Origin of the sequence: Gillisia sp. Hel_I_86 (genome assembly GCF_007827275.1) — a bacterium.
Classification (GTDB): domain Bacteria; phylum Bacteroidota; class Bacteroidia; order Flavobacteriales; family Flavobacteriaceae; genus Gillisia.
Genome location: NZ_VISE01000001.1, coordinates 1705768 through 1721777, shown reverse-complemented (window position 1 = coordinate 1721777; position 16010 = coordinate 1705768). Strand labels below are relative to the sequence as shown.

Annotated in this window: 13 protein-coding genes and 2 pseudogenes; 10 read left to right on the top strand and 5 right to left on the bottom strand. The window is 36.5% G+C overall.

All coding sequences use genetic code 11. From position 1 onward, the window contains the following. Positions 1-43: 43 nt before the first annotated feature. Together JM83_RS19420 and JM83_RS07655 are read right to left on the bottom strand one after the other, a co-directional pair. Positions 44-744, bottom strand: a pseudogene (locus tag JM83_RS19420) (efflux RND transporter permease subunit). Continuing rightward, positions 741-3124: pseudogene (locus tag JM83_RS07655) on the bottom strand (efflux RND transporter permease subunit). The pseudogenes JM83_RS19420 and JM83_RS07655 overlap by 4 nt, the downstream one beginning before the upstream one ends. A gap of 145 nt (positions 3125-3269) precedes the next feature. On the opposite strand from JM83_RS07655, the gene JM83_RS07650 reads away from it, so the two are divergent. After that, positions 3270-4139 (top strand): IS1595 family transposase, encoded by an 870-nt coding sequence (locus tag JM83_RS07650; RefSeq protein WP_144960869.1) that lies wholly within the window; start codon positions 3270-3272, stop codon positions 4137-4139. Between the two features lie 522 nt (positions 4140-4661). On the opposite strand, the gene JM83_RS07640 is transcribed toward JM83_RS07650, so the two are convergent. Next, on the bottom strand, positions 4662-5186 hold the full coding sequence (locus JM83_RS07640; RefSeq protein WP_144960867.1) for a hypothetical protein: 525 nt from the start codon (positions 5184-5186) through the stop codon (positions 4662-4664). A 481-nt stretch (positions 5187-5667) separates the two neighbouring features. On the opposite strand from JM83_RS07640, the gene JM83_RS07635 reads away from it, so the two are divergent. From JM83_RS07635 to JM83_RS07610, 6 genes are all read left to right on the top strand, one after another. Next, the gene (locus JM83_RS07635; RefSeq protein ID WP_261376389.1) at positions 5668-6864 is read left to right on the top strand and encodes a site-specific integrase; all 1197 of its coding nucleotides are present in this window, start codon (positions 5668-5670) and stop codon (positions 6862-6864) included. A 257-nt stretch (positions 6865-7121) separates the two neighbouring features. Beyond that, entirely contained in the window at positions 7122-8330 is a 1209-nt protein-coding gene (locus tag JM83_RS07630; protein ID WP_144960863.1) for a primase-helicase family protein, read from the top strand. A 307-nt stretch (positions 8331-8637) separates the two neighbouring features. Then, positions 8638-9519, top strand: a complete 882-nt coding sequence (locus JM83_RS07625) for a toprim domain-containing protein (protein ID WP_144960861.1) — start codon at positions 8638-8640, stop codon at positions 9517-9519. Positions 9520-9634: 115 nt separating this feature from the next. Further along, positions 9635-9931, top strand: coding sequence for a mobilization protein MbpA (gene mbpA, locus JM83_RS07620; protein WP_144960859.1), 297 nt, complete (start codon positions 9635-9637; stop codon positions 9929-9931). After that, entirely contained in the window at positions 9928-10794 is an 867-nt protein-coding gene (locus tag JM83_RS07615; protein ID WP_144959938.1) for a relaxase/mobilization nuclease domain-containing protein, read from the top strand. Before mbpA ends, JM83_RS07615 begins: the two co-directional genes overlap by 4 nt. A gap of 12 nt (positions 10795-10806) precedes the next feature. Then, positions 10807-11256, top strand: coding sequence for a DUF6730 family protein (locus JM83_RS07610; RefSeq protein WP_144959936.1), 450 nt, complete (start codon positions 10807-10809; stop codon positions 11254-11256). A gap of 651 nt (positions 11257-11907) precedes the next feature. On the opposite strand, the gene JM83_RS07605 is transcribed toward JM83_RS07610, so the two are convergent. Then, positions 11908-13005 (bottom strand): hypothetical protein, encoded by a 1098-nt coding sequence (locus JM83_RS07605; protein WP_144960857.1) that lies wholly within the window; start codon positions 13003-13005, stop codon positions 11908-11910. A gap of 2 nt (positions 13006-13007) precedes the next feature. Continuing rightward, on the bottom strand, positions 13008-13790 hold the full coding sequence (locus JM83_RS07600) for an RNA polymerase sigma factor (protein WP_144960855.1): 783 nt from the start codon (positions 13788-13790) through the stop codon (positions 13008-13010). Between the two features lie 251 nt (positions 13791-14041). On the opposite strand from JM83_RS07600, the gene JM83_RS07595 reads away from it, so the two are divergent. The 3 genes from JM83_RS07595 to JM83_RS07585 all read left to right on the top strand — a co-directional run bounded on the left by JM83_RS07595 (position 14042) and on the right by JM83_RS07585 (position 15891). After that, positions 14042-14302: a hypothetical protein gene (locus JM83_RS07595; RefSeq protein WP_144960853.1), complete on the top strand. Its 261-nt coding sequence runs from the start codon at positions 14042-14044 to the stop codon at positions 14300-14302. Between the two features lie 84 nt (positions 14303-14386). Further along, positions 14387-14620, top strand: a complete 234-nt coding sequence (locus JM83_RS07590; RefSeq protein WP_186434962.1) for a hypothetical protein — start codon at positions 14387-14389, stop codon at positions 14618-14620. A gap of 119 nt (positions 14621-14739) precedes the next feature. Next, positions 14740-15891, top strand: coding sequence for a phospholipase D-like domain-containing protein (locus tag JM83_RS07585; protein ID WP_144960851.1), 1152 nt, complete (start codon positions 14740-14742; stop codon positions 15889-15891). Positions 15892-16010: the final 119 nt, after the last annotated feature.

Genomic DNA, 16010 nt, shown 5'->3' with positions numbered 1-16010 from the left:
CTTAACCGGAGCAAGAAGGTTTATTCATTATTTATTAAATTGTTTATTTTTCCTTTTTTAATGCCAACTGGTATACGCACGGAATCACTACCAAATTCAAAATTGTAGCCGATAACAACCCACCCAAAATAACAACTGCCATTGGACTTTGAATTTCACTACCTGTCTCGCCTCCTTTTAGGGCCAGCGGTATTAATGCCAAACCTGTGGTAAAGCTGTCATTAAGATAGGGTTTAAACGGTCTAACGCTCCATTTTTTATCGACTGAAACCCTTGCACCCCTTCCTTTCTTAAATCCTCATAATGCGAAACCAATAAAATACCGTTACGCGTAGCAATTCCAAAAAGACTGATAAACCCTATTGTTGCCGCAATACTGATGATTCCCGATGTAAAATACACAATCAAGATTCCCCCAATTAATGCCAACGGCAGATTTATCAACACTACAAAGGCCAGTTTTACATCTTTAAATTCATAATACAGTAGCAGAAAAATAATAGCTATTGCAATGATTGCAGTAAACATAAGTAATTGTGATGCTTTGGATTCGCTTTCAAACTGTCCGCCATATTCCACTCGGTAGCCCTCTGGCATATTCACATTGTTTGCTACAACTTCCTTTATTTCATTTACGGCACCACGTAAGTCCCTACCTTGAACATTGGCAGCAACCACAATTTTACGTTGCACATCTTCACGATTAATAGTGTTTGGACTGCTAACGGATTGAACGGTTGTCAATTCGCCCAAAGTGGTTTGACCCCATTTGGAAGACTGATTAAGGTGTTCCCGATGTTCTCAATATTATCTCGAAACGGTTTTTCATAACGGATCACCAAATCAAAATACTGTTGCCCTTCATAAATCTCCCCCGCTTCTTCACCTGCAAAGGCAATATCTACTTGCTCCATTAAATTGCCAACGGTCATTCCATAAGCCGAGAGAATTTGACGTTTGGGTTTGATGCGTATTTGTGGCACTTCAATTTGTTGGTCAACCGCAACATCTGCCAGTCCGTTGATATCCTTAATGTTCTGCTCTACGCTTTTACCAACTTCAAACAAACGTTGTAAATCTGAACCAAAAATCTTAATCGCAATATTGGCACGTGTACCCGAAAGCATATGGTCTATACGGTGAGCTATGGGCTGTCCCAATGTAATATTCACACCTGGTGCGATGCTCAATTTATTTCGGACTTCTTCAAAGAATTCTTCTTTGGTTTTGTCTTCGAGGACAAATGGCACATCAATTTCCGAAGCATTTACGCCTTGTGCGTGTTCGTCCAGTTCGGCTCGGCCTTGTCTTCAGGTTACGACTTCCGCTTCGGGCATATCCAATAGTATAGTCTCAATTAATTTACCAGTCTTATTGCTCTCTTCCAAGGACATTCCCGGTGGACCAACCACACTAATTACCAATGAACCTTCATTAAATTCTGGCAGAAAACTTCGTCCTAATTGCGTGACTACCAATAAACTTAATACAAATGCAATGACAGTTACGCCTATAATTGTTTTAGGTATTTTAGTCGCACGTTCCAAAAGGATGCCATAATGTTTCTGTAACCAACGGTCTACACGTGTGCCTTCTGCTTGTTTATTGAGTAGTTTTTCATTGTTCAATAAATAGGAACACAAAATTGGGGTTACCGTTACAGCGACAATCAATGAAGTTAAGACCGAAGTCACAAAGGCTATTCCCAGGGTTGTAACAAACGACCCTCCATTCCACTTAAAAAGAATAAGGGAACAAATGAGACAATAATAATCAGCGTTGCGATTATTATAGAACTTCGAATTTCAACTGATGCATCGCGCACCACAGTAATTGTCGATTGACGTTCTGCTTTTGGTTTTCTGATATTTTCACGTAAGCGTTTATATGCGTTTTCCACATCGATAATTGCGTCATCCACCAATGCTCCTATGGCAATTGCCATCCCTCCCAGACTCATTGTATTTATGGTGTAACCCAGCCATTTTAAAATGATAATGGACACCAATAATGAAATAGGAATTGCCAACAAGGAAATTAAGGTCGTTCTCCAATTCATTAAAAAGATGAAAAGGACAATCATTACAAAGAATGCCCCTTCCAATAAGGTCTGATTCAAATTGCTGATGGAAGCATCTATACAATCGGACTGCCTAAAGATTTGACTTTTGATATGGACACCTTTAGGTAAGGTTTTTTCTAAATCGGCAATCGCTTCATCCAATCTCTCAGTCAATTCCAAAGTATTGACATCGGGTTGTTTTGAGATGGTTAAAATAACTGCCGGTTTTGCATTTAATGAACCACCCCCAATTTTATCTGCAGCTCCTATTTGAACCGTTGCTACATCTTTTATTTTGATGGTTTGACCATTCACTTCCTTTAGAACAGCTTCTTGTAAATCTTCCAATGCATAGGCTCTACCGCTTCCCTTAATGATGTATTGATTTCCATATTGGTTTATCACGCCACCTGGCGCATTTTTGTTTGCTTGCTTAACGTGTTCTACCAATTCTGATAGGCTCACGTCGTAATACTTCATCTTTTCAGGATTGGCAAATACTTGGTATTGTTTATAATCGCCACCAATGACCACCACATTTGCAATCCCACCAATGGCTTTTATACGAGGCCTGATCGTCCAATCAGACAAGGTACGTAATTCCATTGGGGACAAACTATCCGAAGTCACACCCAAAAGCATTATTTCTCCCATTATGGATGAAATAGGTGCCATAGTAGGTGCTCCAACACCTTCGGGCAAATTCTCCCTTACCATCGGGATACGTTCGCTTACAATTTGACGCGCCCGATAAATATCGGTTCCCCATTCAAGTTCTACCCAAACAATAGAAACACCTGCTGCTGATGACGAACGAATTCGTCTCACGTTTGGCGAACCGTTTAAGGCAGTTTCCAGTTGATAGGTTACTAATTTTTCTACTTCTTCAGATTCCATTCCGTGCGCTTCGGTAAGAATGGTTACCGTAGGCGCTGTAAGGTCTGGGAATACATCCACGTTCATTGTGCGAGCATAATATACACCCAGCACGCTCAAGGCAACCGCTCCCAATAGAATGAGCAATCTATTTTGAAGTGAAATTGATAATATTTTGTTTAACATCTAATTCAATTTTAAATTATTAGTGTTTAGGTTTTAGTTGTTGAAGTTGTTTTCACAATTGATGTAAGTAAGCGGATGAGCTCAATACATTTTTTAGAGCTGTCTACCTAAATACTTATATTTTGTTAGGTAAAATAAAAGGAAAATGGAAAAATCCAAGGGCCAAGGGATGCTGGAATATTTTGATAAATTTAAAACCGATTTGGATTGTTTGGAATATTCAGCAAATCCTAAATGGAAGGATGGCTTCCTTTGTGTAAAATGTGAACATACAAAATTCACGATCCGTAAAGCTAATTTAGCCAGGGATTGCAATAGATGCCACCATATTGAAAGCCCAACTGCCAATACCTTGTTTCACAAAGTTGAAATTGGTGTAAGAAAAGCATTTATGATCGTCTTTGAAATGAGTGCCACAACAAAAAGCATGTCTTCAAGCCAAATGGCAAAACGATTAAATGTTAGCAGGAGCACAACTTGGTTGTTTATGCATAAAGTTCGGAGTGCTATGAAAAGCAGTGAATGCTACCCAATTACAGCCACTGTTATCGTTGATGAATTTGTGTTTGGGGGAAAAGAAGATTTAAAACCCGGAAGAAGTACAAATACCAAGAAAAAAAAAGTAGTGGCAGCTGTTGAAATCGACAAAAAAGGTGGTGTTAAAAGAGCCCATTTCAAAAGTATCAAAGATTATTCATCTACATCATTAGAAAAAATATTCGATGCCCATATTTCAACAACAGCAAAGGTGGAAACAGACCAATGGACAGGGCATGAACCATTAATGGGCTTGTATGACATAACTCAAACAAAGAGTAATAAAGGTGCTACATTTTTTGAAATGAACACGATAACCCATCACGTGAAATCTTGGTTAAGGAGCACTTTTTCATGGATGCATGAGGGGCATATTGAAAAGTATTTAGATGAGTACAGTTACCGACTTAACAGATCGAACAGCAAGGAAACAATATTTGATAATCTAATTACAGGAGGATTGAATCCAAACCACTGACTTATGAACAAATTTCAATAAGAAGTTAATTGGACACCTCTAAAAATTCATAACTTTATCCAACGCATCGTCCTACCCCATCTTGCATAAAATTGGATTGGTAAATAAGAGTTGATGTTACTGGAGAATGCCTATAAAGTTTCTGTAACATCTGAATCGGAATTTTGCTTCCTAAAATATTTCCAGCTGTGACGTGCAATATGCATGCTCAGGTTTTTTGTAGTTCCCAGCTCTAAAGATAAGAGGTTTAAAAAAACTTCGGAATTGTTGTCCAAATACAAGGAATGTATTTAGAAGTAATCTGGTCTGACCTTGCAGAAAAGCAACTTGATGAAATTTTTGAATAGTATGAAGAAAATGCTAGTCTGGGAATTGCAAAGGAAATGGTTCAAGGTTTACTGAATAAACTTAAAAGATTAGAAAAAGATCTATTTATCGGACAAACAGAAGGATTACTAAAAGGAAGAAAAATCACCTATAAATCAATACGATAACTCACATAAGAAAGGAATTACGCTATTATTATTCTTTACCCAGCATGTGGTGGATGAATTTTCGCTGATTTCGGGAGTTAATTTTCTCCTGATCGTTTTTCCAAGAGGAAAAACTAGTCTTTAAGGTGTTTTCTTTAAGCGCTTCCCCGTTCATTACAAAAGAATTAATAAGCAATTGAAAGAAGTGTTTTTTCCGATCACCATTAAACCCTTGAATACCTCCCACCAGTACTTCATCGAACAATACAAAAAGGATTCGATGATTGGCAGATTCTCCACTTTTGTTGCCTATTGTGAAATTGATGTGGGCTTGGACATTTCTCCCTTGAAGCAGTCTATTAAATTCCTTCTGAGAATTAGCATCAAGATCGAGAAGATCGTACTGAATTTTAGATTTCTTAACCCGTGTTATGGTAAAAGGATGCCGATCCTTTTGAAGATGTCTATCTGATTCATGGCGTATGGCAGGCCACAATAAAGTGATGGCCAAAAGAAAAATCAGTACTATTAAAGCAAAAGCGTTTTCTATTAATAAGGAGAATCCGAAAACCACAGATCAGTAAAACATACAGAATGAAAGAGCCATCAAAAAATAAATAATATAGCTCGAATTGCCTTGCAACTTATCTTCCACGAAATAGTTGATGCTGGATCGTATCCTGGCCAAGGCCTTGCCAGCATTGAGAATAAATTTTTTGATGGCGGCATTTGCTTCAATCTAATAAATATAACAAAAGGAAGATAAAAAGGTAATGCCCAAAATATTGTGCCCGTCGTAAACTAAGAAGGCTCCCGATCTCTCGGAAGCCTTTGTTTATTAGTGGTCCCACCTGGACTCGAACCAGGGACCACCTGATTATGAGTGCAAATTTTAGTATATCATATCATTCAAATAACCTCATATATTATTGATAATCAGTGTTTTAATAAAATTTGATCTCAATTGAAATCATCCGAAATCAAGATATTATGTGCAAATTATGTGCAAATTTTTTATGTATATTTACCTGATGCAGACCAGTTTAACCCTCAGTTTGGATAAAAGGAGACGTCGGAAAGACGACAAATTTCCGATCATAATTCGTCTTGGCCACTACCAAAAAACCACATCAATAACTACAGGAAAGGCAATTCCAGAAGAATGTTGGGACGAAAGAAAGAAAAAGATCAGGGGGTCTTATAAAGGGACTGATTCTCTCTTCCATTTAAACAATCTTATCCTTAAAGAACTCGTTTTATATCAAGATAAAGTAAACAAGCTTCAGGAAAGTGGAGAGCTGGAATTTCTCTCCATCAAGCAATTAAAAAACTGTCTGGTTGGGAAAAATAAGTATGATTCATTCTTTGAATTTGGGGAATCTAAAGTTGTTGAACTAAAAGCAACAAAACGATTTGGAACTGCTCGAAGTTATCATGGTTTAATTGGAATCTTAAGAAAATTCACAAAAGGAAGAGATGTTAAATTTAATGAAGTTAACTATGAATTTTTAGTTGATTTTGAGCGCTTTCACCTCTCTAAACCCGGTAATAGTATAAATGGTGTCGCTTCTTATATGCGTACACTTAGATCTTTATATAATAGAGGAATAAAAGAAGGTATTATTAAACGGGAAGCTTATCCTTTTTATAATTATCAAATAAAAACAGTGCCTACGGCAAAAAGAGCTATTAACCAAGGATCCATCAAGAAAATACTGCAAATAAAGTTAGATCCTTCCGACTTTATGGTTCATTATCGAAATTATTTTATTCTTTCCTATATGCTCTTCGGTATGTCCTTCGTTGATATGGCATTTTTAAAAGTAGAAAATATTAAGAAAGGCCGTGTCCAGTTCCAACGGAAGAAAACATCAAAACTCTATGATATAAAGATCACTGAACCTTTACAAAAAATTCTAAGCTTTTATACCAAAAACAAGAAACCGGATGATTTTATTTTACCCATTATTAAAAGAGATGATCTAGAGTTACAATATAAAGATGCTAAAGAGGCCTTAAAACGCTATAATAATGGATTGAGCCGTCTAGCAGATCGATGTGGTATTGATGAGAAATTAACTTCTTACGTCTCTAGACATAGTTTCGCCACTCATGCAATGTTAAAAAACATTCCCCTCATGGCTATCTCAGAAATGTTGGGCCATAGTAAATTAAGTACTACTCAAATTTATTTGAAATCTCTCCCATCTAATATAATGGATGTTTATCAAGAAGAAATGAATAAATTCTAAGCAACTATTTCAAAAATTGACATAATATCCCAAGTTGGTTCCTTTTTTACAAAATTTTACTCCTTCCTATCTAAATTTTAAACCCTCATTTCATATCAAATGATAGCTTTTAGCGTTAAATAAAAAATTACAAACATCAAATTACACTATTCTTATTCAAAACTTATTATTTGTGTTTTTTATTCAATTATTAAAAGCTTTTTGTAAATTTAATTGATAATAAATTGCAAATCACTATTAATTTTTAAAATCTAAAAATGACGAGTGCGGGCTCATATCTTAGAGTAGGAACTCAATATTATAAACTGGTAAAAACGCCAAGTATTTCCGGACAGTCAAATGAATCCTTGGTTTCTTGGAACATTGAAACCATTCGACAAGACCATGGCAAAACATTTCTAGCTAGTATTCCGAAATTCGATGGCTTTACCTGTATTCCAGACCATCTAAACTTTAAATCCACCTATAACAACTTTTACAATACCTACTCCCCACTGAGCCATAGGGTCTCGAAAGGGACTTGTACTACATCTTTAGAATTTGTAACACATATTTTCGGGGATCATTTCGAACTAGGCCTGGATTATCTTCAGCTTTTATATACCAAACCCATTCAGATACTTCCCATTCTTTGCTTAGTATCCCGGGAACGCTCCACGGGTAAAAGCACCTTCTTGAAATGGCTCAAGCAGATTTTTGAAAACAATCTGACCTATCTCACCAATGATAGCTTCAGCAGCCAGTTCAATGCTGATTGGGCGAATAAGTTGTTGATCTGTATCGATGAAGTGCTGTTCAATAAAGAAGAGCTCACCGAGCGGATCAAATATTTAAGCACGACCAATTTCAATAAACTGGAAGCAAAGGGAAAGGACAAGCGCGAAGTAGAATTCTTTGGGAAGTTTATCCTTTGTAGCAATAACGAAGAGAATTTTATTAAAATAGATCATCATGAAACCCGGTTCTGGGTGTTGAAGGTTCCCTCGATCAAAAAGGAATATACGGGATTTTTGGAGGCACTGGAAAAAGAGATTCCTGCGTTTTTGTATTTCCTTCAGAATCGATCATTGCATAGCCCGCATCAAACTCGGATGTGGTTTACTCCGAAACAGATTGAAACACCCGCCCTGACCAAACTGGTTCAGAACAATCGGAATAGGGTGGAGAAGGAGCTGGCTAGTATGCTACTTATGGTGATGGAAAATCACGATCTCGAAGAAATCAAGTTTTGTCCATTGGATATACTAAACGCCTTGAGTAAAACAAGGTTGAGAACCGATTTGACCCAGATCCGTAAAATTCTAAAGAAAGATTGGAAGCTTGAAAATATAACGAACTCGAACCGCTACCAAAAGTTCACATTGTGGGGAGATGGCAGTATGAACCTTTCAGATGCCAAAGGACGCTATTTCACCATAAATAAAAGTTACCTCTTGGAGAATTTCGAAGATCATAAATCGGACTGAATTTTAGAGAAATTGAGGAAAACGATGAAACGATGACAAAGTGATGACACGGAAACCCTTGGTTTTATAGGGGGTTTGGCGAGTTGTCATCGTTTCATCAAAATGAAACCGGTTTTTCAGGAAAAACCCCTCTTAATTCTTCATTTTTTTGATGAATGATGACAGAATCTTGTTAGGCCAGTAATAGTAAGGGATAAGGCCGTCATCATTTTGTCATCAAACTGTCATCACTTTTATTTTTGATGACAAAAAAGTTGAGAATATGGAAACTATCAAAGAGGCATAAATGCAGTTAAAAAAAATGCTGATGAAAGAAAAAAGATTAACCTGTGAAATAGCCCGTAGTATTTGCATCGTGAAAACACTCGCAAAACTAGGGCACTTTCCAAACAGGACAACGGAGAAAGAAGCTTGGTTTCTGAGTCCCCTGCGGTCAGAAACCCAAGCCTCTTTCAAAGTTTCTTTAAAACTGAATCGATGGTATGATTTCGGAATGGGCAAAGGTGGAAATGTGATTGATCTGGTATGCCTTATTTCCAATTGTTCGGTGGCTGAGGCGCTTCGATATCTTTCTGATGAATTACCTATTTTTTCATTTCAACAGCCTTCTAATATTCTGGATAATGATATCGATAAGAACATCGTTCTCGAGGCCAGAACAATTACCCAAGGCCTTTTGAAGAAGTATTTGTATAGTAGGGGTGTTTCGCTCCAGATATCACAGAAATATTGCAAGGAGGTATGGTACACTTGCAAAGGAAGGAAATATTACGCCCTCGGACTTCAAAATAATGGGGGTGGCTGGGAACTTAGGAACCCTTATTCCAAAACTTCCACCTCACCGAAAACCTACGCCTATATAAAAAACCATTCGGATAGTCTCATTCTAGTAGAAGGAATGTTCGACCTGTTATCCTTGGCTGAATTGTTTCCGAATGAATTGGAGAACAAAGATGTGATTGTTTTAAACTCGCTCTCTTTTTTAGAACAAGTAGGCCTGCTTTTTAAGAAATATAAAAGGGTTGAGCTGTATCTGGATAATGATCAATCGGGAAATAACTATTCAGAAGAGTTGATCCAAAAGTATAAGAACATCATAGATAAGAGTAACCATTTCGAAGGTTATAAGGATCTTAATGAGAAATTGATTTCAATTAAAGAAGAAAAGAAGTTTAATGAAGAAGTATAATAAGACCGGGTAAATTCCACAAGGGAGGATTTCATATTGAGTAGCAAAGCAAGATGTGTCATTGTCATGACAATCTTGCTTTGCTCCCGGAGGTTGCAAAGATTTAAAAGAAAAAATGAAACGGGAATATATCCAAATACGCTGCTCGATCTACGAGAAAAAGCTGCTCAAAAAAAGAGCGGCCAAGGCGGGAATTTCCCTTTCAGAATATCTACGTACTACTGCATTTGAAAGAAATATTGTAGAGCGGATTACCCCGGAACAGTTGGAGTGTTACCAGCTTCTGATTCAATATAAAAACAACTTTAGCCGAATCGGTAATATGTTTAAAAAGAACAATCCACAACTGACTAAGGAAGTAATTCAATTGGCGGAAGAGATTAGAGGTCATTTAAAAAACTTCAGAAAATGATAGGGAAAGGTCATTCCATAGCAAGAACGGGGGCATCTATTGATTATGGGTGGAACCAAGAGAAAGATGCGGAAGTGGTTTTTAAAGAGCACCTAGCTGGTGACTCCCCTAAAGAGATCACTGAAGAATTTAAGATCATTCAGTCGCAAAACGAGCGATGTGTCAATAATACGCTCAGTTTTATTCTAAGTCCTACCGTTGAAGATGGGCAGCAGATGAGCAAAGCACAACTACAAGAGATCACCAAACTATTCCTGAAGGAAATGGAGTTAAAAAATAGACAAGCCATTGCTTTTGTACATCGGGATAAGGCACATACCCACGTTCATGTATATGTCAATAGGATTGGTTTTGATGGTAAAGCCTATAACGATAGTTTTATTGGCAAACGAAGTCAGCTAGCTGCAGACAATGTTGCAAAACAGCTCGGACTTACAAGAGTCCGCGAAGTGCAGCAAGAAAAACTACAAGAATTAAAAGGGCAGCGATCGGCCATCAAACATATTAGTGACCGGGTTCTGGAAACCAGACCTAAATCTATAGATGAATATATCAGCAAGATGAAGCTGAACCAAGTAAAAGTGATTCCAAGTATCAACAAGTCAAATCAATTACAAGGCTTTCGGTTTGAATATAAGGGAGTGAATTTGAAGGGAAGCGACGTTCACAGATCGATGACTGGGGGTAAACTCATTGGGGAGATCACTCAAAATTCAGGATATACAAAAATGAATGAAGTTCCTAGCAGTTTGAAGCTCCTAGATAAAACAGTACAATTAAGTGCTAATATGGCAGCAGGAATAGCCAAAAACTTAGTGAAACAGGTAATAAAAAGAAGCTTAGATGTGGGAATAGGATTTTAAATTAATAAAACAATGAAAAAGCTAGACGAAATAATGGAGCTCATGACCGATGAGATGGCAGATTTTAAAGCAGCTATTATAAGACTTGAAGAGCTTTCAAAACAACTATCCAATTTTAGTATTCCCATTAGTACCGAGGCTTTGGATAACAACCTGAATGCCTTTTTGGAAAAACAGGAAGAAGAGAATAGGTTGAAAGATGACGTTCTCAAAGAGATAGAGAAGAAATTAAAATATGCACGGATAATTCCTAATTACCTTTTGATTCTGTTTTGTTCACTGGGTCTCATTTTATTAAGTCTCTTGGGTTATTTTGGATATTCCTTGAAAGAAAGACAGAACGAAAATTTTGAACTCTATCAAATCCTCATGGAAACTAACAATGAAAAATATCAAGAATATTTCTCAAAAAAACCGGAAGTACAAGATGATTTTAAGCAGTGGTTAAAGGAGAAAAAATAGGCGTTGTCATGACAAATGGCTTTGCCGCAAATCATTCTAATTTTACAGTAAATGGCTTTGAAACCCCAGTAAAATCATCATATTTTACTGTAACTAATGCGGCATAAGCATGTTGCGCCCTATGCTGTTTTTACTTTACGCTTAACTTCCCGTACGCTATAAAAACAGCACAGGAACCTCGCGCAGATTAGTTATGGTAGATTTGGGGGCAATAATGTTTATGGTATTTCTTAAAACTTATTTTCATAGGTAGATGCTCAAAAACCTGAGGTAGTGATGACCTTGCACCGTTACCGTAAATAAATGTGGCCTTTTTCAAAAATGTTACCCTACCCTTAGTCCTCCTTATTTCTTATCTCCTGTAATTTAGGTCTATCAAAATAAGAAAGCTCACGCCGTTGTATATGCTATGCGCATTCAGTGAGTGTGATTTTCCACCTCACCTTGCGGGTGTACAAGCACCCTCTTAATTAAATCATCAATCTGTTATAATCTCAGTGTAAAGAATGGTTTTATTTCCGGCCAAAATATTGGTTTCTCTCTTGGACGTTTTTAAAAGTAAGATAGACACGCCGTTGTATATGCTATGCGCATTCAGTGAGTGTGATTTGCACCTCACCTTACGGGTGTACAAGCACCCTCATATTAATTTTAATCTACAATAAGTTCAATGCCTGCCTTTTCTGCCTTGTATTTTATTTTGGTCATCAGCTCATAATAGCTCCAGTTTCTAAGAACAAATTCCTCTTCTTTAGCAATCCCAATCTTATCTTCTTGATTTAATAAAATGAGCGTCCCGGCCCGGTGTTTAATGCAAAAATCGATTAATTTTCGGCTGTATACGTGCAGGCGATGACTCACATAATTTCTTTCCAATTTGTGGTACTTGTCCACTGCTTTTGTTTTCCGTTTACGCCCTTTACCTGATTTTGTATAGGTGGCACCTTCCTGCGCCCTTTTTCGGGAGGCTTGTATGGCCAGCCTTCGATATAGAAACTCTTCCCTAGTGCCGATGGTGAGTTTGGCTTTACCGGTTTTTGCTATAATAGGAAATTCCAAGGACAAGGAAGCCTCAGCGATCACTTCCGGTTTTAGGATATGCTTTTCTTTTTCAATTTCAAATACCGCTAACAAATAGGTTTTGCCATTTTTCAACTGGATATGTGAGGCACAAAGCTTAGTTTCTCCTGCTATTACCCGCTCCAACAACCTTCGTTTATCGGTATAATCCTTTCCTAAATACGTTTTAAGGGGAATTGAAAATAAACGAAAGCAAAAAGCCTTCTTCTCTTCATTATAAGATAATCCACTAACACCTTCCATGTCAAATGGAAATGCTATATCTCTCCTGAAGTTCATTAATGAGCGTTCCCCCTTCCAGTATTGTGGCTTATTTTTATTGAAAGTACTAATTAGAGTGTGGTTCAGGTTGCCCAAAATGTTAGTAGGGATTTCACCTTTAAACCGATCGGATATGACCCGATAGGTGGAATTGATCCGGGAACGATTCAGGATGCCGTCTTCATCTTTCTTTTCATCGGACAGTTTATATTTTATTCCTTCCGTTAAATAAAAGAACTCCTTGATCATTTCCTGTACGTAGAGATGGGAAACAATAAGATTGGCTGCCTTAAAGCACCGGTTCTGCCATTGGTAAAGTTTATCCAAGGCCTCCTTCCTTTCTTCCTTGCTTGGCAGATCTACCAATAGCTGGATCTTTCGGGTTAGTTTTAGCGTATCCTTTTTCATAATTAAGCCGATTGTTGTTGCTCGTGTTTCTGCTGCATTAGCTTATAGGCTGCCATAAATTCTTTGTGTACTTCTTTTTTGGAGAGCTTAAGCTCATTGGCGATAGCGTCAAAGGAATACTTTTTTTCATAGCGTAGCTGCAATACCTTTTCCTGTTCCACAGTCATTTCGCCCTGGATCTTTATGGCAATAGCCAGCTTTTGTTTTGTTACAAGCACACTACCCTGGTGGATGATGTTTTTAATATCCTCAATAGCCCTCTTTACTTCGTTACTGGTTTCGGTGATACTGGTTCCCATCACTTGGGCAATCGCTTTATACTTAAAACCATATTTTAAACAGAGTTCAATCAGGCGTCTTCTTTCGGCACTGAGCAAAGGAAAAACGCTTCTAATCCGGTCAAAGGCTTTTTGATCTGCTTCCTGATCAATTGTATGCTCATCATCTTTTTCAGGATCATAGCCATGCATATATTCCTGATAGTTTTCATAATATTCTAACCTGTTGATGTTTCTGAAGAATTTATTTTTAGGCCGGCAATAGTAGTAGGTACATTCCCTTTTCATGACAAAACGTAGGAAAAAGTAAATATGTTCCGGTCTTTCTATCCTGTCTCTTTTCTCCCATAATTTTAAAAAGGCATCCTGAACCAGAGTTTCTATAACAAATTCATCACTGATCAACCGCTTACCCACCCAAAAGATATTTCGGTGATAACTGGCGTGGATATTCATCAAACCAGTGGGATCGCCTTTTTTTAACAATTCGAAATTAAGCTGTGACATATGAGAACTCATTTAAATTGGTGATACCTTCCACAAGAATTAAATTGGATTTATATTGAATAAATGGGCGAGTTCTTATAAATTTTAATGAGAAGATAGCTTTTGATTCAAAGCGAATGATTCTAATATTTATTTTAAGAAGTTTCGCAAAAATATTAATATGAGGTAAATATAATAATTCAAAATCACATATTACCGAATTCGGTAATGATTTTTTTTAAGTGATACTTCAAATTGCAAAAAAAGCGATTATGAAGGATGACAAAACGGAAGAAATTAAAGCACTGATAGCAAAGAGATTAAAAAATATTAAAGGAGATACTCCATATGACAAGATATCAGGAAAATGCCAAACCACCTCAGCAAGAATAAGTGATGTTGCTAATAATAATATTGATTGTCAACTTACAACCTTTATAAATATTGCAATTGGCTTGCGTGTTCATCCAAAGGAATTATTAAGTATTGACTTTGATTTTGAAAAATATTATGATGAACTAGACGGAAAATAATTTATCTCATGGTTCCGTAATCTTTTTTACATTATAATTATCTCATTAGCTATAAGTTGGGAAAATTGTTTATTGAAAGAGTAGATGAGCAAGGTTTATGTGGCGGGTGAATATAAAGAAATATATAACTACGCACACCTTACAACATTCTTATGCGACCCATATGCTGGAAAATGGCATTATCTAAGGAACATTCAGGACTTGTTGGGTCATTCCCGACCAGAAAAAACTAGGATTTACACACATGTTAGCCAGCATGATCTATTGAAAATCAAAAGCCCGTTGAATGTAGTATTAAAGCAGTTAGGAATCCAATAAAAAACCTGAAAACCTGCGTTTATCCCGGAATATTTTCGATTAAAAGTGTATATTCGATTCGATATAACACGTTGCCAACAAGCTAAAAAAAAAAACAAGAAATCCAATAATCTATCTAAATGACAAAAGTAATTACCCAACTTTCAACTAAAATAAAATCGGAATTTAAAAAAGCAGATGAAATTTGGGTAGCTGTAGCTTTACTAAATAATAGCGGATTGGAGTTAGTTTTGGATAGCCTGAAAGAAAATTGCAAAAAGAATTTTTTAGTTGGTATTGATTTACCAACTGACCCTAAAGCATTACGAAAATTATACGAACTACAATTGACTTCGGAATTTAACGTGCGCATTCATACGGACAAACAATACTTTCATCCTAAACTCTATCTATCAAAATATAAATACGACTTTACAGCATTTATTGGTTCTGCAAATTGTACAAATGGAGGATTGAATTCCAATGTTGAACTTTCATTAATGACAAAAGAAAGTCAAACGTGTGAGGATTTAAAAAATTGGTTCGAGAAAATTTTTGATTTAGGGAAACCTTTGACTTTAAAATTTCTTGCTAAATATCAAGCGGATTATGATGAGCGATTAAGAAGAAAAAAAGAAGACGAGAAAATCGCAAAAAAAGAAAAGAGAGATCTTAAAAAAGAAGTTGAAGCGACTTTTATTGAAAGAAGAGAATTTATTAAGGTTTTAAAATCATATAAGAAAAGTAAGGACTACAAAACAATTGTTTCTGACCGAAAAAAAGCAATTAAAGAGTTACGTCGCTCAATAGATTACCCGAATTTCAAAAATATCGATGTCGACTGGTTTTTCAAAATTTGGGATTTAGGACATTTAATTTCAATCCCAAAACCGACAATAAAAAGAGAGATTACAAAATTCAGAGAATTGTTGATAATGCTTTGTGATGATAAAATTGATTTAGCTCTTCGATATAATTCAGCATTGGAAGGGAAACTTAAAATTAGGGGAATCGGCGAAGGTTTGATTTCAAAGATTTTGATAATTCACAATTCAAATGACTACTATGTTAAAAATGATAAATCTACGTTGGCTTTACAAAAATTCGGAATTGAATTACCTAAAGGTTTATCCAAAGGTGAGAAGTATAAAATAACTATAAAAGTGTTGAAGGAAATAAGCGAAGAAACTTTAATAGAGGACTTGGCAGTTTTGGATTATTACTTATACGTCATTGGAAATGAGGAAACATCTGAAAAAAGCCAGTTGGCAACATCGGTTAAGCGCAAATAGCGGGTATTCTGGTGAAAAGTGCTATTTTAGACACCAAGTAAAAAGCAACTAAGCCGACAAGTACGAGACCCTACTCCACGCTACTTGCCTTAACCAAGACCGTTGGCAACAAGCTAAAA